General features: G+C 45.9%; 9 protein-coding genes and 1 pseudogene. 8 read left to right on the top strand and 2 right to left on the bottom strand.

What is annotated here, in order from left to right:
* Positions 1-30: 30 nt before the first annotated feature.
* From B3763_RS04145 to B3763_RS04130, 4 genes are all read left to right on the top strand, one after another.
* On the top strand, positions 31-3,228 hold the full coding sequence (locus B3763_RS04145) for a gliding motility-associated C-terminal domain-containing protein (protein ID WP_286744010.1): 3,198 nt from the start codon (positions 31-33) through the stop codon (positions 3,226-3,228).
* A gap of 134 nt (positions 3,229-3,362) precedes the next feature.
* On the top strand, positions 3,363-6,482 hold the full coding sequence (locus B3763_RS04140; protein WP_286744008.1) for a gliding motility-associated C-terminal domain-containing protein: 3,120 nt from the start codon (positions 3,363-3,365) through the stop codon (positions 6,480-6,482).
* 53 nt (positions 6,483-6,535) lie between these two features.
* Positions 6,536-9,658: a UvrD-helicase domain-containing protein gene (locus tag B3763_RS04135; RefSeq protein ID WP_286744005.1), complete on the top strand. Its 3,123-nt coding sequence runs from the start codon at positions 6,536-6,538 to the stop codon at positions 9,656-9,658.
* Positions 9,655-12,489: a PD-(D/E)XK nuclease family protein gene (locus tag B3763_RS04130; protein WP_286744002.1), complete on the top strand. Its 2,835-nt coding sequence runs from the start codon at positions 9,655-9,657 to the stop codon at positions 12,487-12,489. Before B3763_RS04135 ends, B3763_RS04130 begins: the two co-directional genes overlap by 4 nt.
* 106 nt (positions 12,490-12,595) lie before the next feature.
* Here the strand turns inward: B3763_RS04130 and B3763_RS04125 are convergent, their stop codons facing one another.
* Positions 12,596-13,930, bottom strand: coding sequence for a serine hydrolase domain-containing protein (locus tag B3763_RS04125; RefSeq protein ID WP_286743999.1), 1,335 nt, complete (start codon positions 13,928-13,930; stop codon positions 12,596-12,598).
* 199 nt (positions 13,931-14,129) lie between these two features.
* On the opposite strand from B3763_RS04125, the gene B3763_RS04120 reads away from it, so the two are divergent.
* Both B3763_RS04120 and B3763_RS04115 read left to right on the top strand, forming a co-directional pair.
* Positions 14,130-15,158 carry a sensor histidine kinase gene (locus tag B3763_RS04120; RefSeq protein ID WP_286743996.1) on the top strand — a complete coding sequence of 343 codons (1,029 nt, stop codon included), beginning with the start codon at positions 14,130-14,132 and terminating at the stop codon, positions 15,156-15,158.
* Positions 15,158-15,880 carry a LytR/AlgR family response regulator transcription factor gene (locus tag B3763_RS04115; protein WP_286743994.1) on the top strand — a complete coding sequence of 241 codons (723 nt, stop codon included), beginning with the start codon at positions 15,158-15,160 and terminating at the stop codon, positions 15,878-15,880. Before B3763_RS04120 ends, B3763_RS04115 begins: the two co-directional genes overlap by 1 nt.
* Positions 15,881-15,908: 28 nt before the next feature.
* Here the strand turns inward: B3763_RS04115 and B3763_RS04110 are convergent, their stop codons facing one another.
* Positions 15,909-17,963 (bottom strand): S9 family peptidase, encoded by a 2,055-nt coding sequence (locus tag B3763_RS04110; RefSeq protein ID WP_286743992.1) that lies wholly within the window; start codon positions 17,961-17,963, stop codon positions 15,909-15,911.
* A 172-nt stretch (positions 17,964-18,135) separates the two neighbouring features.
* Here B3763_RS04110 and B3763_RS04105 point away from each other — a divergent pair, with 172 nt between their 5' ends.
* Together B3763_RS04105 and B3763_RS04100 are read left to right on the top strand one after the other, a co-directional pair.
* Positions 18,136-21,432: a VPS10 domain-containing protein gene (locus tag B3763_RS04105; RefSeq protein WP_348655156.1), complete on the top strand. Its 3,297-nt coding sequence runs from the start codon at positions 18,136-18,138 to the stop codon at positions 21,430-21,432.
* Between the two features lie 257 nt (positions 21,433-21,689).
* A pseudogene (locus tag B3763_RS04100) lies at positions 21,690-21,950 on the top strand (alpha-L-fucosidase); the annotation flags it as partial.

Genomic DNA, 21,950 nt, shown 5'->3' with positions numbered 1-21,950 from the left:
GGATTACGACTAACTAGACCGGGTGGAAAGTTGAGGAGACTAATTATAACCATGCTGACCATTGTGCTTTGGACCCATACCTGGGCTCAGGTAACCACAGAAGGTAAAGACTTCTGGTTCGGCTATATGGAGAACAATGATGCTCAGGCGCCATCTTCGCTAGAAATTTTCATTACCTCTAAGGTAGTGGCCAATGTGGAAATATTTCTCTACCACACCAATGAGACAAGAACTGTGGTGGTAACCCCGGGTATTACCCACAAGGAAATAGTGAGCTTTGGCACCAACAACGAGTTTGCCGCTCGAGCATCGGGAGCCATAGAGCGCAAAGCGGTTCATGTCACTTCCAACCAAAACGTAAGTGTATATGCCTTCAACAACCGGCAAGCCAGTGCCGATGCCACGGTAGTTTTGCCAATTAATTCAATTGGTAAAGAGTACTATGTATCGGCCTACTTCGAAAATAGTCCCAACGATGCAATAGGAACCAGTCTTAGTCCTTCAGAGTTGTTGGTGGTGGCCACTGAAGATAATACCACCATTGAAATTACTCCTTCCGTACTTTTGGTAAGTGGTGAGCCGGCCGGAAACCCGTTTACCATTACCTTGAGCCGTGGAGAAATTTATCAGCTGCAGGCCTTTGCCGACCTTACCGGAACCTACATACGCTCAGTTTCAGCGCAAGCTGATGACTGTAAGAATTTTGCGGTTTTTGGAGGAAACAAATGGACCCGAGTGACCGGAGGTTTAGACTGTAGTGCCTCGCAGGGAACCACCGATTACTCCGGTGGTTTTGCGGCCGATCAGCTTTTTGAACAGATGTATCCTGTAAACACCTGGGGAAAAAACTATATAGCAGTGCCCTACGAAGGTCGCATAGCCTATTTGCTGAGGGTAATGGCTTCGGAAGATGATACAAAATTTACCAGAAATGGGGTTGAATATACCCTCAACGCTGGTGAGTATGAGACTTTTGTGGAAGACGAGTTAATATCTATTGTGGCCGATAAACCGGTTCAGGTGGCACAATATAGCTTAACTATGAGCTGCGACAATAATCAGGTAGTGGGTACAGGCGACCCCTTTATGATTATGCTCAGTCCAAACGAGCAACAGCTTCAGGAGATCAATTTCAACGCCCTGGAAGCCACACAACTCGATGACTACTACCTTACCATTGTAACCCGCACCAACAATACATCTAACGTGTTTCTGGATGGAGCGGCCATTTCATCGGGTGTTTTTCAGGCAGTTTCAGGTACCGATTATTCGGCTGCCAACTTAACGATCAACCGTGGTCAAGACTATAACTTGTCTTCCAGTGGAGGCTTTATAGCCTATATCTATGCCTTTGGACAGGTAGAGTCGTTTGGCTATGTGGCCGGTGCATCACTGGAAAATCTAAACCTGAGGTTGGAGGGTGATGATGAAGACATTGGAATTATTGTGAGCCAAGCCTGTGTTAACTCGCTTATCGACTTCAGTGTTGATTTTGAAACGCCTCCTGGTCTCAACCCACTTTATACGGAGTTTGAATGGGATTTTGGTGATGGAACAACGGCCACCGGTAAAGAGGTTCAGCATGTATACACTATTCCGGGAGAGTATACCCTCACCATGATAGCCTCCGATGGTACCGGCTCATGCGGCAATTCAGAAACCATTACAAAAACTTTTCAGGTAGAAGATATTGTCTATGGAGATATAATTGGAGCGGCTTCCGTTTGTCCGGACATCACTAATATTGCCTATAGCATAGACGGAGTGGTCGGTAATACCTACCAGTGGTTTGTAGATGGCGGAACGATTGCCCAGGACAATGGAGATAATATTCGGGTTGATTGGGGAGTGGCCAAAGCCGATGCTTCAGTGAAAGTATTGGTGACTAATTCCATTGGGTGCATTGGAGATACGGTTACGCTTAATGTGAAAATAGACCAACGACTAGAACCACTCGCTCCTCAAACCGATGGTTTCAGCCATTCAGAAGTGTGTTATACCGACCGAAGCAGAGTACGCTATTTTACTCCGCGAACCAACGGATCGCAATATCAATGGTTTGTAAGTGGAGGCAGCTTTACGGCCGATTCAGACCCAACCAGCAATGAAGTGTTTGTAAACTGGGGCAATAGTGCCAGCGGGCGCATTTGGTACAGAGAATATAATCCATTGATTACCGACTGCGAAGGTTATTCCGACTTCCTTGAGGTTACCATCTATTCGCCCATAGTGCCCACCCCAACTATATCAGATGTATTGTGTAATGGTGAGGCCAATGGAGCAATTACGCTGGCCATTTCCGGTGGAAAAGGATCGGACTATACCGTAGCCTGGTCCAATGGTGCAACCGGTACTTCCATAAGTGGTTTAGTGGCCGGTAACTATACGGCTACTATAACTGATGAATTGGGCTGCGAGCACACAGAAACTTTTACAGTAGACGAGCCAGAGCCCCTTGAGGTGGTTGGAACCGTAACCACACAGCCCGTAAGGTGCTTTCAGGAGGCCAACGGAGTGGCAGAGGTGAATGTGGAAGGAGGAACCACATTTGGCAATGGAGAATATCGTTACACCTGGGAGAGTAATGGAAACGCCACCACTACCACCAGCAGAGTAAATACCAGTCTGAGGGCAGGGAATTACACCGTCACGATTACCGATGCCAACGGATGCCAGGCCACCACCAGCTTTGTCATAACCGAGCCACCCTTGCTTGAGGCCGATATTGAATCTATAATCAACGACCCCATTTGCCCGCAAACCAGCAATGGCTCAGTGTTTATCAATGCCAAAGGCGGTGTGCCCGACTATCAGTTTTTCTGGAGCAGCAACCCAACAACAGACAATGCCAATGCTACCGGGTTGAGTCAGGGCAACTATACCGTGCGCATTGTAGATGCCAACGGCTGCGAGACCAGCCATACCCTTACTGTTGAGGAACGTTTTCCCAAGGTAAATTTGCCCAATGCGTTCAGCCCGAATGGCGATGGTGTAAACGATGTTTTTCGTGCAGTGACCGACTGTGAGTTGTCTTTTTCCATGCAAGTCTATAACAAGTGGGGTACAGTTGTTTTTTCCAGCGAAAATATTCAGGAGGGGTGGGATGGTACCTACCAGGGACAGCCGGCTCCGGCCGGAAAATACTCTTACATCATGTTTTATGTAGTTGAAATCAATAATACTACCTATGAACAAACATTTAGAGGGAGTTTTGAGCTTATTCGTTAGTTTTTATCCTTATCTATGTAGATTGAAGTAAACAACTACTACAGGTATTCATGGCCTTTCATCGGTAAATCGTCAGGAAGAATGGTGAATATGCTGCGGATAGTTGTAAAAGAAGAGACTTAGCTGTAATAGAATTGAGGAGACTATTTAGCACCGTATTAGGACTTTTATGCACACTTACCGTTTGGGGTCAGGTAACTACCGAAGGGCGTGAGTTTTGGCTTGGTTTTATGGAGAACCAAGATGGCAACGTGCAGTTAGAAATCTACCTTTCAGCCAAGGAAGAAACCAAGGTGCGCATTAACGCTCCGCTGAATTCATTCGATCTCGAAGTTGATGTGGTTCCCGGTGAATCGTCAATCGTACAAATTCCTACAGGTACATTTATGCCTACCGAAGAAGGCATTTTCCCCATAGGACTTCATGTGACTTCGGACAAGCCCATATCGGTCTATGCCCTTAATAAACGAAGTTTTAGTGCCGATGCGGCCGTAATTCTCCCCATCAATGCCTTGGGAAAAGAATACTATGTAACAGCCCATTACGAACCCGATGGTGACCGAATCAATGCCGCCAGGGAATCCAATATGATAATTGTTGGGGTTCAGGATGGCTCTGAAGTGGAGATCATTCCATCGACCAATACCTACAACGGGTTGATTGCCGGTGAGTCAACCGTGGTTACGCTGAATGCGGGGGAGGTATATCACATTAAAGCCGATGGAGACCTGACCGGAACCTACGTCAGGTCAGTGAGCAGCGATTCGGACGATTGTAAGAATATTGCGGTATTTGGTGGAAATGTGTTTACCAATGTGGGTGGTTGTGGAGACGCGCGCGATCACCTGCTCGAACAAATGTTTCCTGTTTCTACCTGGGGTAAAAATTTTATGTTTATTCCTTATGAAAGCCGGTTTGGAGGAGACTATGTTAAAATAATAGCAGCCGAAGACGGCACAGAGGTGAATATTTCGGGCGAATCGGTTATTAATCTGGATGCCGGAGAATACTATATCAATAAGGCTTTGAGCGGGGTAAGAACCGTAACTTCTAACAAGCCCATAAGCTTTGCGCAGTTTAGTCGTTCGCGGTCTTGCGACAATACCCAATCCGACCCGTTTTATATTTTGGTAAGCCCTCTGGAGCAACGCATAAATAAGGTCACCTTCAATGCCTTCGATGTGGAGGTGATTGACAGATACTACTTGACGCTGATTACAGAAGCCGGAGCTACTAATAATATTTTTCTGGACGGCAGCAGCATTTCCAACCGCTTTATTCAAGTAGGAAATGCCGCATATGCCAGTATTCAAATTTCTCGGGGAAACCATACACTGGAGGCTGAAGAAGGGGTAATAGCCTTTGTTTATGGCTATGGAGATGCAGAATCTTTCGGTTACTCGGCCGGGGTGGCCTTAGAAAATCTAAACCTGAAGATAGAAGGAGACGATGAGTTTATCAGCGTCATCCAGGACAAAGCCTGTTTAAATGCTGAGATTGAGTTTTCCGCTTCTTTTATTACTCCTGCCGGAGAACAACCGCGGTTCAATACCTTTCAATGGGACTTTGGAAATGGCGATACGGCCGAAGGTGAAAGTGTAACCTATAGGTATAACCAACCCGGGGAATATGAAGTGGTGCTTTTGGCTTCCGATGGGCAGGGCTCTTGTGGAACAGCCGAAGTAGTGATTAAGCAATTGACCGTGCTGGAGACAGAGTTCGAAAAAATAAATGGCCCGGCTTCCGTTTGCCCCGATGTAACAGGTATTGAGTATACGGCCGTTGGCGATGATTCTAATACCTATGAATGGAGTATTGAGGGAGGAACGATAACCTCTTCGACCACGGGCAAGAGCATAACAGTCAATTGGGGAGCAGCCAATGATCAGGCATCGCTTACCGTAACTTCTCGCAATAGCTTAGGCTGCGTAGGTGACACCATTAAGCTTCCGGTTATTATTAACAAGCGATTGGAACCGGCATTGCCTCAGTCTGATGGCGCTTTCGATACAGAGGTTTGCTATGACGACAGAAATAGAGTGCGCTACTTTACACCTCAAACTAACGGGTCGCAGTACCAGTGGTTTGTTCAGGGAGGAACCATTACCCCGGACTCTAACCCAACGGCCAATGAGGTTTTTATAAATTGGGGCAACGGTAGCGGTGGCAAGGTATGGTACCGAGAATATAACCCTGCAATCTCTGATTGTGAAGGTTTTTCCGATCAACTAGAGGTGGTTGTCTATTCACCCCTACAGGTAACAGCCAATATTGATGATGTTTTATGTTTTGGAGAAAGTACAGGAGACATAGCCTTGAACATAACCGGGGGTAAACCCGGTGCTTACACTGTCAATTGGGATAATGGTCTTACGGGTGCTCAAATCAATAACCTGGTGGCCGGTGACTATATTGCAACCATTACCGATGAACTAGGCTGCGTACTCACAGAAACTTTTACTGTAGCAGAGCCCGATGAACTACGTATTTTAGATCAGCCGGTCACTCTTCCGGTACGCTGTTTTCAAGAAGCCAATGGAGTGGCCGATATTACGGTGACAGGTGGTGTGACTTTTGCCAATGGCGATTATGAGTTTACTTGGATAAAAGGCAACACTCAAACCACTACCAATAGCCATGTGAATACTAACCTGAGAGCAGGAACCTACCAGGTAATAGTTACCGATAAGAACGGATGCCAGGTAAGTACCGGTTTTACCATTACAGAGCCCCCATTGCTGGAACCCGATTTAGAGAGCCTGATTAACGACCCTATTTGTCCGCAAGCCACCAATGGTACGGCATATATCGATGCCAAAGGAGGCACACCCGACTACCAATTTTACTGGAGCAATAACCCGACTACCGATGATGCCAATGCCAGTGGACTAAGCCAAGGGAGCTACAATGTACGCATAGTCGATGCCAACGGCTGTGAAACCTCTTTGACCATTGACGTGACCGAGCGTTTCCCAAAAATATTCTTCCCCAATGCTTTCAGCCCGAATGGCGATGGTGCCAACGATACCTTTAAGCCCGTTGCCGACTGTTCGCTTAAGTACTCCATGCAGATTTACAACAAGTGGGGTACGGTGGTGTTTAGCACCGAAGACCTCTCCGAGGGCTGGGATGGTAACTACAACGGAGCTGAGGCACCTGCTGGCAACTACTCTTATATTGTCTTTTATGCCGGTAGGTTGAATGAAGTTAGTTTTGAAGAAACCTATCGAGGTAGTTTTAAATTGGTGCGATAAACTGTCCAAGTTTATGCCATCATTAATTAATTTCATGTCAAACACAGCAACCCTTGGCATTAACCGTCTACAAATCTTCTGCCGGCTCCGGTAAAACCTTCACTCTGGTGAAGGAATATGTAAAGCTGCTTATCGCCAATCCGCAAGACTTCAAACATATTCTGGCCATTACCTTCACCAATAAGGCCACAGAAGAAATGAAATCCAGGATATTAAAGGCTCTTCAAGACCTGGCTTCCGGAAACTTCAGCGATTTACAGCAAGTGTTACTTAGTGAGTTTGATGGGCGGTTCGATGCTCAACAAGTAGCCTCAAGGGCCGAAGAAGCATACGATCTCATCATTCATCAATACAGTCGGTTTGAAGTATCAACCATAGACAGCTTTTTTTCCCGGGTATTAAAATCCTTTGCCCGTGAACTAAACCTGCCCTTGAGCTATGAGGTAGAAATGAATCAAAAACTGGCGCTCACCGAGACTATCGAAAACCTATTTCGAACCATTGATCAGCAGCCGGAGGTAAAAGAGTGGCTTACTCTGTTTTCGAAAGAGCAAATAGAAAACGACAAAAGTTGGAATGTAGACCGCCAAATAGAGAAGTTGGGAAACAACCTTTTTAGTGAAGCCTTTCAGGAAGGGTTCAGTGGGCAGTCTGTAAACTTCTCGGTTTTAAAGGAGGTAATAGACCGGCTTAAAGCTCAAAAGGCTAAGTTCGAAAATACCGCCAGATTGTTTGCCAACAAGGCTTTTGATCTTATGAATCAATACGGTCTGACGGTGAATGATTTTAACTATAGCCGATCAGGGCCGTTAGCAGCCTTTTATGCACTCCAAAAAGAAGAATACGATATTGAGCATAAAAAGCGATTTATTCAGGCTCTCGATGGAGAGATGAAATGGGGAGCAAAAAAAAGCCCAAAATTTGAGTTGGCCTGTCAGGTGGGCGAAGAGCAGTTGGCCATATTAGGCAATGAAGCCCTTCATTTTATTCTAAAAGAAAGGAAAAACTACAACACCAACAGGGCAGTACTCCGAAATATTTATGCCTTTGGGCTACTCGAATCACTCAACCTGCAACTTAAAGATTATCGCGATGAGCACAACGTAATGCTCATCTCAGATACCAACCGTATACTCAAAGAAGTACTCAATGAGGCCGATGCGCCTTTTCTTTTTGAGAAACTGGGGAGCAGCTATAAACACATTATGATCGATGAGTTTCAGGATACCTCCAATTTTCAGTGGAACAACCTGAGACCATTAATTATTAATGCCCTTTCAGAAGGTCATGAGGTACTTATTGTAGGAGATGTAAAGCAGTCTATCTACCGTTTCAGAGGTGGAAATATGAGGCTTCTGCTCTCCCAAATAAGGCAAGACCTGGGTGCTTTTTATTCGGCCGATGCCGATAAGAGACTGGTAGATAATTACAGAAGCCTTAGCCAGATTGTATCTTTCAACAACGCTTTGTTTGCCCAATTGCCTGCTGCCCTAAAGACCAACGACTCGTTGTCAAATAGCGAACTTTTCGAATTGGCCTTTCAAGATCATGCGCAGCAAATAAAGAAACAGCAAGGTGGTTTTGTACAGGTCTCTTTTTGGGACGATGACCTTTGGAAAGAGGCCTCTGTGAGCCACCTCATGGCTAAAATAGCTCAAAACATCGAATTGGGTTATAGCTATGGTGATATGCTGGTTTTGGTAAATCGCAATAGCGAAATACCAGATGTGGCCAATGCCTTTCTTCAGGCCAGAGTACCTTTTATTAACGGTGATTCGCTTAAGCTCAGCCAAAGCGATTTAGTGGTTTTTGTTCTTGAGCTATTGGCCTACTTGCAAACCGATAATGACGATGTACGCTTACTCAACCTGATGGTGTTATACTGCAGGCTGAAGGGCAAAGCCTATCAACCCGTAGTAGAAACCCGCCCGGGTGAGCGAATAACTCTGCAGGATGCAGGCTTTCCTCCGGCTTTTTTTGAGCAAATGCACAGGCTCAAGCAGCAGTCGCTTTTCGATCTTATTTGCGAATTGCTCATCATTTTTGACTTCAGCAATCAATCTGATATTTACCTGCAGCAACTGCTCGATCTGGTACTCGAACAGGGACAAAAAGGACGCAGTTCTGTAAGTAGTTTCCTGGAGTGGTGGGAAAAAGAAGGAGATAACCAAACGGTGGCTACCAGCGAGCATGCCAATGCCATACGGATTCTTACCATCCACAAGTCGAAAGGACTTGAGGCTCCCATAGTGTTTATTCCCTTCACCAACTGGCAAATTTTGCCTCCGGCTCAAATGCATCAGTTCTGGACCTCCAACACTCCGGAAGACATGCAAGAGCTTCGGTTTATACCCCTCGATTTCAGCAAGGGGCTGCTTATGGATTCTCATTTTGCCGATGATTACCTCCGTGAGGCAGAAGAGTCGGCTTTAGATATTCTCAATAAAACCTACGTGGCCTTTACGCGCCCGCGGGAGAAGCTGTATCTTTCTGCCCCGGCCACCCGATCGGGGGGGCAAAGCATTCATCAACTGCTGGTTGATCTGGTGGAGGACATTGGTATGAAGACCACCGAAACCGATGGAGGAATGCAATGGGAGTTGGGAGAAGAACATGAAAAAGTAAGTGGCACCGATTCGGCTTCCGATGCGGAGGTGTTAAAGATATATCCTGAAGATTCCTTTCTCGAAAAACTGAGTATCAGAAATGATTCCGAACGTTTTTTTATGCTTCAACAAACTGAACAAGCCAGAAACATTACTCTGGGCAATCAGGTGCACGATGTGCTCTCCGATGTATTGATGAAAGAAGATTTGCCTGTGGTTTTGAGGCAACGGGTACAGGCAGGAGAGTTTAACCAAGAAATAGCCCGGGAGGTAGAAAAGCGAATCGAAAGACTTTTTGAGGAAGAAAAGCTATGCGATTGGTTTTCTGGTGATTATGAGGTGTACAACGAACGCACTTTATGGTTTGAGGGGCGTGAGCATAAGCCCGACCGTTTGATGCTGAAGGGAGAAAAAGCCATCGTGGTGGATTATAAAAAAGAAGTGGAAAGTGAAGCGCATCAGCAGCAGGTTAAGCGATATATGCATGCCATTCAGGCTATGGGATACTCCAATGTTAGCGGGTTTTTGGTTTATGTAGAACCGGTATTAATCAGGGAGGTTGGTGTATGAAAACGTTCCATCAGTTACTTGTTGAGCAGTTTTCTGTTAGTCAGTTGGGTGAGCTCAAAAATCATTGCTTTGTATTTCCAACCAAGCGTGGAGGGGTGTTTTTTAAGAGGGCCTTATTGGCTGCGCATGGCGAAAGCAACTTTATGCTACCGGCCATACTGAGCATAGAAGAGTTTGTGCAGCGCATGACGGGCCTGACCATTACCGATGAGCTTACCTTACTCTTCCACCTTTTCAAAATCTACCAAAAGAAAGATAGTAGCCTGCAGTTTGATGACTTCTATGCCTGGGGGAAGATTATTCTCAAAGACTACGATGAGATAGACCGGTATATGGCCGATGCCAAAAAGATATATTCAGCCTTGCAAAACATAAAGGAAATAGACCATGTGTTCGGCTATTCCGATGAATTCAGGGAAATAATAGCTCGCTACCGAACGCTGACAGAAAAACAGGAAAAAACGAAACTGCTCACCGAGTTTCTCAAAATATGGAAAGAAGTGGGAGCTGTCTATGAGCAGTACCAGGAAACGCTGCTTCAAGAAGAAAAGGCCTATGGAGGAATGCTGTACCGAAATCTGGCCAGTGTACTGACACAAGAATCTTTCGATCACCGATATGTACATTACCATTTCTGTGGGTTCAATGCACTGAGTAAATCAGAAGAATTGATTTTCGATGCTCTGGTAAAATCGGGTAAGGCGCAGCTCTATTGGGATGCCGACTCGTATTACCTGCAAGAAAAGAAAGAGGAGGCCGGGAATTTTCTGAGAGAGTACACCGCCAAGTGGCCCAAGAGTCTGATTTTTGATGCTCGCTCATTAGAGGTGCCGAAGCAGGTAACCCTTCACAGTGTTTCGCAAAACATGGCCCAGGCACAACTAGGGGCACGCTTGGTTACCGAGCTCATAGACCGGGGAGCTAAGCCTGAAGAAACAGCCATAGTACTGGCCGATGAAAAACTGCTGGTGCCATTGTTGTATGCCATGCCTGCCCAAAAACATAAGATCAACGTAACCATGGGCTATCCCATGCGATCTACGGTGGTATTTGATTTTGTGCTCAGCTACCTGGAATTAATGCACAAGGCCCGTCAACAGGAGGGGGAGTGGGTTTTTCATACCTTCGACCTTAGGCCTTTGTTAGCCAATCCATACGCTGCTGTCTTTCATGGAGGAGTATCTCAGGAGTTTAGCCAATGGGCGGTGAGAGAAAAGCGTACTAAAGTGAGTCAGTCAGAGTTGACAAGACTCATTCAGAGCTCGCAGCTCTCTACACTCTGGCAGGCCGAGAAAAGCTGGGAAGGCCTGTATAAGGCGCTGAAAGACTATCTCACCGCAGTTTTTTATACGTTCAAAGAACAAAACACCGCACTTACTGATCAGGAGTTTATTTACTTTCTGCTCAAATCGCTTAACCAACTCAACGATTATCTGGAAGGAAGAACCGACTTCAGCCTTAAGCTTATTAAAAAGATTATTCAGGAGCACTTTAGAGCCGTAAAGATTCCGTTTGAGGGAGAACCAGTGCAGGGAATTCAGATTATGGGCTTTCTGGAAACAAGAACCCTTGACTTTAAACAGGTGGTGGTGCTTTCGGCCAACGAAGGCAAGTTACCCACCGCCAGAAATCTCAACTCATATATTCCTTACGGACTACGAAGGGTGTTTGGGCTACCCACCTTCGAAGAACAAGATGCCATTTATGCCTACCACTTTAAGCGACTTATGCAGCGGGCTGAACAAATACATTGGGTGTACGATAACACTACCGAGGCAGATTCTTCTGGGGAGAAGAGTCGGTTTATTTTGCAGCAACTGAAACGATATGCTCCTCTAAGCCATTATCGGGTTGAAGAAAAAAACTACGAGGGCTGGATACCCGATGCGGCAGAAACAGAGGTGGTTGAGGTACAGAAGAGTGAAGAAGTAATGCGTTTGCTTGGCCGGTTTACGACAGAGGCCGGGCAATCAAAGTTTTTATCGCCCACTTCATTGACCAACTATGTTACCTGTCCGCTTAAGTTTTACCTGAAAAACGTGGCCGGTTTTAAAGAGCAGGAAGATGTGGAAGAGGATATTGATGCCCGCAATCTGGGCATTGTGGTTCATGAGGTGTTGGAGTACCTCTACCGACCCTGGGTTGGCCGGTCTATTGGCTCAGAGCAAATAAAGCTGCTCAAAGCACAGGTAGAGAAACAGCTTATTGACTCTTTGCACCGAAACAAGATTATTCAAGACCACCAACAGCTTACCGGACGAGATCTGGTAACCAAAGAGGTGATGGAGCAACTGATACAAAAGGTGCTGGACTTAGACATGGCCGATGCACCTTTTGAGGTAATAGGGTTAGAAGAAGATGGCTATGAACAGCTGGTAAAGGTAGAAGGAAAGGGCACTGTTCGGATAAGTGGAACCATAGACAGGATTGACGAGAAAGATGGAGTGTTGCGTATTACCGACTATAAAACCGGTAGGGTAGATTTTGTGCCGAGGGGTCGTTCCCCGAAGCCGGACGAAGAAATACTCGAACTTCATTTCAATGAGCCCAAGTACAAATCGGGTTTTCAGGCCTATTTGTATGCCGTATTGGTGCGTCCCCACGTACAGAAACCCATAAAAGTGGGTATCACTACACTGAAAAGTCTTAGAGAAGGCACCCAGTGGCTCAAAGGCGGTGAAACACTTGATGATGCTGAAATTGAAGCCTTTTCGGAGAGACTGCAAGAGCTTGTTCAGGAGATTTACGATGTTTCCGTACCTTTTACCCAAACAGATGATTTGGAGCGTTGCAGCTATTGTGAGTTTACAAGGGTGTGCAAAAGGGGCTAGTGTCGGCCATTAAAGAAGCCCCTTTCCCGATAGAATGCCTATCGGTTGGGGGCTTCATAGAAAATAGGTCAATTGAGTCTCTAAGCCGTATTTTCTGTCCGTATAACTATTGTTTTTCGAAGATAAACTCACCGCCACCTTGCAGTAGGGTAAACTTATCGCGGTTCTCATGGAATTTAATGACTATGCCAGCTGCAGAAAACTTAAACGTATCGTTTTCGAAGGCCGCCAGAGGAAAACCCGACTGTCCTTCTGCCTGAGCCATCAGGGCTCCATCCTGAACCCAAAGCTTAATTTTCATGCCCAAGTTGCTATTGGCAAAGGTGCCTTCGAAAGCCTTTAGTTGTTCTGAACTCAACTCAACCGGTTTGTCTGAAAAGCTTGGTAGTTCAAAAGGTTTGTCGAACCAGTAGCTTAGCACTCCCAAGGCCACATTATTAAACCCATATTCTCCAACGGCATTCGATAAAATTACCAAGGCCGTTTTTTCTTCAGGAAAGTAGGCCAGGCTCGACTCAAATCCATCGATAGACCCATTATGACCATAGGCCACCCGATCGTAAAAGGGAAAGACCATCATGCCGCGCCCTAAGCCCTGGTCAATAGCTTTCATATCATTCAGGCTTTTTGTCGATATAAGTTTGCCCTCGAAAAGTGCTTGAATAAAAGTAGCCAGATCCCTGGTGTTCGATACTACGGCTCCTGCACCTTGAGGTATACCCATTTCAGTTTCTTCCATGCGTTTCCAGCTGCCACTGGCGGCATCGAAACTATAAGAGTGAGCCTCATTACCGGCTTCATTGATCTTCTTACCATAGCTTGTTGCCGTGAGTTTTAGAGGTTGGCTGATTTTTTTATCCAGCAATCTGGCAAAAGACTCACCAGTAACCTTTTCTAAAATGCGGCTCAAAAGGTAATAGTTAGAATTGGAATATGAAGTTTGTGCATTGGGCTCTAGCTCCACAGGCAGGCTTTCGATAAGGGCTATCACCTCTTTTTCAGTCATGCCCTTATACATTTTTTCGCGATACACCGGTGAACTGGTGAAGTTGGGGATACCGCTTTTATGGTGAAGCATATGGGAAATTGTGATCCGATCGGCATTTTTTATGCCCGGGTAGAATTTCGATAACTTAGTATCCAAACTCAATTGCCCGGCTTCAATAGACTGGAAAACCAGCACCGCAGTAAACATCTTGCTAATGGAACCAATTCGGAATCGGGTGTCACCGGCCAACGGCTTCTTATTCTCTGCGTTAATCCATCCGGCAGCCTTGCTATACTCTTCCTTGCCATTGGTATAAATGGCTACCACCCCCATATTTTGTTGGTTTTCGTGGAGCAATTCCAAAAATCGGTCGATCGATTCTTTTTTGTTTGTTTGTCCCAGACCGGTTGTACAAACCAGTAGGGCCATCATTAAAGTATATAACTGTTTCATTTTCTGAGTTTTGGTCAAAACTAGGTTTGTTGAGCATACCACAAAAATGAAATCCATCAACGATGCCAAATGCTGGTTGTAAGGCCTGAAATAATTGATGAGTCGGTCTTGTCAATCCAAAGTGCGGGTTTATCCATTGTTACCGGGCTTTCATCAATAGTAGCAGGAGATAAGCGTCAAAACTTGTAGTTTAACGACTATGAAAACCGTTTTGCGCATTTTTGAGAGTGGTCTGTGGCTGATAGGGTTATTTATTCTCACCTGGCCGGCTTTTGGTCTTACCATGGGACATTTTAGTGCAGAAGATGGAGGTCTTTTTTGGTCTTCGCTGGTAGGAACCATCATCAATGTGGTCATTTTTTATGGCAATGCGCTCTATCTGATGCCCAGGCAACTGGCCAAACGAAAGCGTAAGCAATATGTGCTTTCTCTTGTAATAGCTTTTGTGCTTCTCACACTGCTGGAAATTACCTTCGACTACTTGTTGCTACAAACACTTGGCCGACCGGTAGCTTGGTACAATGGGGAGTTAATTGGTATGGTGCTGGTGTTCAATTTCTTTTTTCTGTTTCTATCACTTGGCTACGGATTCTTTCTGATCTGGCTTAGGGATACGCAGTACCAGAAAGAACTGGAGCGGGAAAAACTGGCTTCTGAGCTTAATTTCCTGCGTTCACAGATTAACCCGCACTTTCTCTTTAATACGCTCAATAACTTGTTTGCCATGAGTAGAAAGAATGGCGATTATACCACAGCCGAACAACTAGCAAGGCTGGCGGGTATTATGCGCTACATGCTTTATGAAACCAATGCCGACAGGGTTTCACTGCGGAAAGAGATGGAGTACCTTCAGAATTACATTGAATTGCAACAGTTACGATTTCAGGAGAGTGACCCTATAACCATCAACTGCACCTGGCCGGAAGATGATGAGAGTTTGCGTATTGCTCCGTTTTTACTTATTCCTTTCGTAGAAAACGCCTTTCAGTATGGTATTTCACTGACTAAGCCATCGGCTATAGCGCTTAACTGTAAGGTAGAAAACGGGCATCTTCTGTTTACCCTGCAGAACACTATTCATAAGGTCAACTCTAAAGAGGTTGGGGGTATAGGTTTGCAAAATGCCACACAACGGCTCAAATTAATTTACCCGGAAAAACACCAGTTGGAGATAAGCACAGAAGAAAATTGGTATCGCGTGCAATTGAAAGTAGATTGTAAGAACTAATGAACAATGTAATGGTGCAACCCTTTAAGACAATTGCTGTTGAAGACGAACCTATGGCTTTGGAAGTAATGGTCGATTATATTGGTAAAGTGCCGGGGCTTGAACTTGTAGCCACTTTCCGGCATGGCATGCATGCACTCGACTATCTCAGAAAGCATCCGGTAGACCTTATGTTCTTGGATATTAACATGCCCGATCTTAGCGGAATGGAACTAGCCCGGCTTCTTCAAAAACCTCCTAAAATAATCTTTACCACGGCCTATTCGGAATATGCCGTAGAGGGGTTTGAAGTAGAGGCCGTAGATTACCTGTTGAAACCGGTAGACTTTGCGCGTTTTGTAAAGGCTTGCGAGCGAGCTATGGCCCAGACAAAGCCTTTGACTACTTCAGTAGAGCCTGTGGGTAATGAAGAAACCTATCTGTTAATTAAAAGCGGTACCGAAACTCATAAAGTATCTGTGGATGAGGTGTACTTTTTAGAAGGTAGTGGCAATTATGTGACTTACCATACGGCTAAAGGCAAAATTATGAGCCTTCAAACCATGAAAGAATTGGAAGCCAGCCTGCCGGCCCCCTTTGTAAGAATCCATAAGTCATACTTCATCAACCTGAAGCACCTCAATTCTTTTGAGGCGCATCAGGTGAGTATTGGTAAATCTAAAATTCCGTTGAGCCAGGCTTATCGCGATTCCTTTTTTAGTAGACTCAGGCAAGGCAAATAAACGCCCTGTGCTTCCCTGTATTTGGAGTTTATCTTTTTCTCTCCAGATCTACCGTTTCAGTACGGTATTTGTCAAACCATGTGAGTATGGCCGACACTTTGGCAATGAGGTTGCTGGGGCGGGCTGCAATGCCATGAAATGCTCCCGGAATGCGGACCATAGCCGTTTCTATGCCTCTTAGCTTAAGAGCCGTATAAAACTGCTCCGACTCATGAATAGGTGTTCTCAGGTCGGCTTCTCCTGTTAAAAGCATGGTAGGAGTAGTTACATTCCCTACCAGCGAAATAGGAGAGTGTTTGAGGTACTTTTCAGGGTCTTCCCAAGGCTTTTTCTCAAACCAATAGCGGGTAGCAAAGGCCGACATATCTGCATTGAGCGACCAGCTGTACCAGTTAATGACCGGTTTAGCGACTACAGCAGCTCTAAACCTATTAGTTTTGCCAACAATCCATGAGGTAAGCACACCGCCTCCTGATCCTCCGGTGACAAAGAGTTGATTTTCATCGATATAGCCCCGTTTTATAAGCTCATCCACACCAGACATCAGGTCGTCATAGTCATGGCTGGGGTAATTTTTGTTAATCTCATTGCCAAAGGCTTCACCATAACTGGTGCTGCCTCTGGGATTTGTATAAAGCACTACATATCCGGCTGCAGCCATCAGTTGAATTTCGCCAGAAAATACGGGGCCATAGCTTGAGAATGGACCTCCATGAATCTCAAGAATCAATGGGTATTTCTTACCCGGATCAAAATCCGGAGGAGTTACTATCCAGCCATTAATGTCCAGTCCATCGGCAGATGATTTGTACCATATTTCTTCAATAGCGCCCAGTTTTTTGTGTCCGAAGAGGTCTTCGTTTACCCACGTCAGTCGCTTATTTTTACCTGCTTCTCCGGCTCCTAAATCGGCTGGTTCGTGAGTTTCGGCCCAGGTATAGGCATAGCGTCCATTCCTGGCTATGCTATAGGCACCCGAGGTATAGGGCCTTCCGAGAGACATTCCGCCTAAACCAGCGGCAACTTCTGTAACTTTACCGTCCAGCGTGATGTTGCCAATTTTAGTATGTCCCTTGTCTACATACTGAAAATAAAGACTTTTGCCATCGGCTGCCCAGTGAATACTGTTCACGTCTCTATCCAGATTACCGGAAATTAACTTCGGATTGGCTCCGTTGGCTTCAGCAACGTACAGTCGGCTCAGTTGGTAGCCTTTGTATTCATCGTTATACCCCAAATAGGCCAGTTGCCTTCCGTTTGGCGATATTTTCGGGCTGCTGTCCGGGCCGTAGCGGTTAGTGATTTTCTTAATGGCTCCTGTGCTAAGCTCTATGGTGTAAATGTCAGAGTCCTGAGCTTCCAGTTCAGCATCTTCTCGCATGTTGGCACTAAAGTAAATCAGTCGGCCATCTTTGCTCCATTCCGGAGAAGAGTGGTTATAGGGTGCGCTGGTAAGCTGCCGGGGTGTTCCACCCGAAACGGGTACGGTAAAGAGCTGCTGGTGCCCTGAGGGGAGCTCACCCACACCATCCATTCGCCAAACCAGTTTGTCTACATACTTGGGCGGAGCATTCCATTCCGCTCCGGCTGGTTTTGCTGGCATTTTAATAGGAGAGGCTTGGGACTCCGAAACAAACATGCTGAATGCTAGAAACCTATCGTCAGGAGACCAGGTGATATTACCGGGAGTTTTTTCCGAATTGACCAGAACCATTTCATGACCGGTGTCCATCCAGCGCAAGTACAGTTCTGTTTTTCCCGATTTGTTGGAGATGTAGGCCAGCTTTGAGCCATCATTCGACCATACTGGCGATCGGTCGCTTTGTTCTCCTGTGGTCAATGGCCGATTTTGACTTCCATCGAAATTAACAATCCATAGATTCGACAGGTTACGATCTGTCATTATGTCCTTGAAGTTTCTTACATATACTATGCGCTGGCCATCGGGCGAAATTTGAGGGTCAGAAACATACTCCAGATTAAAGATGTCCAGCATTTCGAGCTTATCGGAAACCTGAGCAGAAAGAGAGAGTGTGAGGCAGAAAAATAGTGATAAACAAGAGGTGAGTTGAGAGATGTTCATGGTCTTATAGTTTAAGGCTGAGGAATTTACTAAGAAGCCACCACTTGCCCAAGGAGCTCGCTTTGAATGGTAGCAGCTGGACCATTGGGCTTACCGCTCATACCATTTTCAAATCAGGCAATAAACTTTTCAATTACTTACTTGTCCAAAGCGAAATCAACCTTTTTAAACTATGCAGAATCTTCAACATTCTAATCATCGCCAAAAGCGCTTTTGGATGATGGTTGTAGCCTCTTTTTTACTGATGTTTTCAGTGCAGGCACAGCAAATCAACTTTAGTGCTATGGAGTCGCTTAAACCCCGGAGCATTGGCCCTGGCAGTATGAGTGGCAGAATCACCACGGTAGATGTGGTGCGAGATCAACCTGAAATTATTTATGCCGGTTCAGCTTCCGGTGGTTTATGGAAATCGGAGAGCGGAGGTATTGCCTGGGAGCCTATTTTTGACTCTGAGCTGGCTTTATCGATAGGTGCTGTTGCCGTTAGTCAGAAAAACCCCGATGTGGTATGGGTAGGTACCGGAGAAGGTAACCCAAGAAATAGTTTAACGGGAGGATATGGTGTGTACCGAAGCCTCGATGCTGGCAAGACCTGGCAGCTCATGGGGCTGGAAAAAACCCGCAATGTGCACCGAATTATCGTTCACCCCGATGACCCGAATACAGTTTACATTGGAGCTATTGGTTCTCCCTGGGGAGACCATGAAGAGCGTGGTGTATTTAAAACTACCGATGGTGGCGAAACCTGGAAGAAGATACTTTATGTAGATCAGATGACAGGGGTGGGTGACATGGTGATGGATCCGGCCAACCCCAACAAGCTATTGGTGAACATGTGGCAGCACCGCAGAAAGCCATGGTTTTTTGAATCAGGAGGTCCGAGTTCCGGACTGTATATGACGCTTGATGGTGGTAAAACCTGGACCCAACAAACTGCTGAAAAGAATGGTTTGCCCGAGGGAGATTTGGGTAGAATGGGATTGGCCTTTGCCACTAACAATCCTAATAGAGTATATGCCATTATTGAAGCCAAAGAAAACGCGCTTTATCGTTCAGATGATGGGGGTTTTAAGTGGACTATGATTAACAATAAATCGGAGATTGGCAATCGCCCATTTTATTACTTCGATATCTATGTAGATCCTCAGAACGAAAACAGACTGTATAGCATCTTCACCTACGTGAACAGAAGTGAAGATGGTGGAAAATCATTCGAGCGGCTTATTCCAAATAACCTGATTCACGTAGATAATCATGCCTTGTACATTCACCCAGACAACCCTAAGTATATGATTTTGGGCAACGATGGGGGAATGGCCATTACCCGCGACATGGGAAAAACCTGGCAATTTGTAGAGAATCTTCCACTGGGGCAGTTTTATCATGTCGCAGTAGACAACGAGATTCCTTACAATGTGTATGGAGGTCTGCAAGATAATGGTAGCTGGACCGGGCCTGCCTACATTTGGACCAGAGACGGCATACGGAACGACTACTTTATGTCCGTAGCGGGAGGTGATGGCTTTGACGTGGTGCCCGATCCTGACGATTCGCGTTATGGTTATGCCATGTCGCAGCAAGGAAATGTGTTGAGGTACGATAAGGTTACAGGACGTTCAAAATTCATTAAACCAACACATGAAGACCCAGGGGTGAACCTTAGATTCAACTGGAATGCCGCAATAGCACAAGATCCGTTCGATAACAGTACCATTTATTTTGGTAGTCAGTTTGTACATAAAAGCACGAATAAGGGTGACGATTGGACGGTCATTTCACCGGATTTGACTACTAACGATCCGGAAAAGCAAAAGCAGAATGAAAGCGGTGGATTGACCCGTGATGCTACTGGAGCTGAAAACTACACCACTATATTGGTTATAGAACCCAGCCCTAGGGAAAGAGGGGTGATTTGGGCAGGAACGGATGACGGTAATATTCAGATTACCCGAGACGGTGGCAATACATGGACCAATGTGGCCTCTAACCTTAAAGGAGTGCCGGCAGGCAGCTGGGTGGCTCAAATAAAAGCTTCACGCTATAATGACGGGGAAGCAGTAGCAGTAATTAACAATTACCGTAGGTTCGATTTTAAACCGTACCTCATGCGTACCAGAAATTACGGTAAAACCTGGGAACCATTGGTAAAGGAGTCCGATGTATTTGGCTATGCCCTCTCATATGTGCAAGATCCGGTGGAGCCTAATCTGATGTTTTTCGGAACAGAGCATGGTCTTTACATTAGTATAGATGGAGCGAAAACCTGGAGCAAATTCAATAATGGATACCCCAGTGTGTCTACTATGGATTTGGTGATTCAGGAACGGGAGAGCGATCTGGTGATAGGAACTTTTGGAAGAGGAATATGGGTGCTTGATGATATTAACCCATTGCGGGTATTGGCTTCAAAAGGGCAGGCTACGGTAGCCGCTGCAAAAGTTACAGCCATACCGACCGTTACGGCCTACATGGTGAGCAACCGTTCGGCCAATGGTCCTGCCAATCCGGGTAGCGCAACCTATGAAGGAGAAAACCGATCGAATGGGGCAGCACTGATTAAGTTTTTTGCTAAAAAGCCTGCTACGCCCGAAAGGCCTGCAGGAGCACGCCCGGGAGGAGGTCAGCCAACTGAAGAGCAAATGGCCGCCTTTAGAGCAAGAGCCGGTGCCGGAGGTGGTGGTAATGGTCGCTTTGGTGGAGGCCGTGGAGGTCAGAGAGGTCCTCAGGCAACGGTAGAAGTTATGGATGCCCAGGGAAATGTGGTTAGAACTCTTTCTGTACCGGTTCAAGATGGGTTGAACGTGGCGGAGTGGAGATTCGATGAAGACCCTCCGGAATCGGAAGATGATACAGAAGATTCTCCCAATCAGTTTGCCAGTCGCTTCTTCAGAGGCGGAACTCCTGCCTTGCCCGGTCAGTATAGGGTGAAAATTACAGTAGATGGTGCTTCTGACGAAACCACTGTTGAGTTTAAAATGGATCCAAGAGAAGAGTTCTCAATGGATGCCCTGATTGCCCGAAGAGATATGTTGCGGCAGATTGGCGTGGTTTCTAACGAGGTGATGCAGCTGAGTGGTAAGGTCAATGAAAGTATTCAGTCGGTTGACAAGGTAATTGCTGCCCTTCAGGGTAAGAGAGGGCCACAATACAATGGCCTACGCACCAAGAGCAACGATGTGAAAAAGCAACTGGAAGAACTACAAGGACTCATAGGTAGTAGTGGAAGAGGTTTCTTTGGAGGTGGTGGCGATGGGCCTACTCCTGTACTTTCTCATGTGTTTACGGCCATGAGATCGGTGAGCGGTTCTTATGATAAACCGGGGCCAACCCAACAGCGACTGTTAGAAAGGGCTTCCAACCAACTGCAAGAGGTAAAACAAAAAGTAGAGGAATGGTATAGTGCCAATTGGGAAGCTTACCTGAAGGCAGTAAAAGAGGTAGACTTTTCGCCCATTGGTGGTGATAATTAGAAAGTTGAGCTAATACATAAGTAAGAGGTTGTCTCAAAAGTTGGTTTAAGGTCACCGAGAATTTACCTGTCGAGAGACAGGTTCGGAATGGTCTGGTTCTGACCTTTGAGGCGGCCTCTTTTTTTGTAATACCGGGGCAAATTTATCTGGCTACTATGCTCTGCCTTTATTTTGAGTTGCCTGGCCATGCTAATTTCAGTTACTTGTAAGTGTCCATTGCTTTAAACCCACAGCAGATTTTAGAAATACCTGTTCTTATGAAAAAGATAATTGTTGGCGTATTCGCCCTGTTTACTACCCTGGCATGCACGCAGAATGTGGCGCCACCAGACCCGGTGGGGCCTTTGCCTTCGGCTGAGCAATTGGCCTGGCAAAAGCTGGAATACTATGCGTTTATCCACTTTAATATGAACACGTTTACTGATATGGAGTGGGGGCTTGGTGATGAGCCTGCGTCCAGTTTTAACCCTACAGCACTAGATACAAGGCAGTGGGCAAGGGTGGTAAAAGAAGCAGGG

This window comes from Roseivirga sp. UBA1976 (genome assembly GCF_002336325.1).
Taxonomy (GTDB): domain Bacteria; phylum Bacteroidota; class Bacteroidia; order Cytophagales; family Cyclobacteriaceae; genus Roseivirga; species Roseivirga thermotolerans.
Note: the sequence above shows the minus strand (reverse complement) of the source record. Positions and strands in the feature narration are given on the sequence as shown.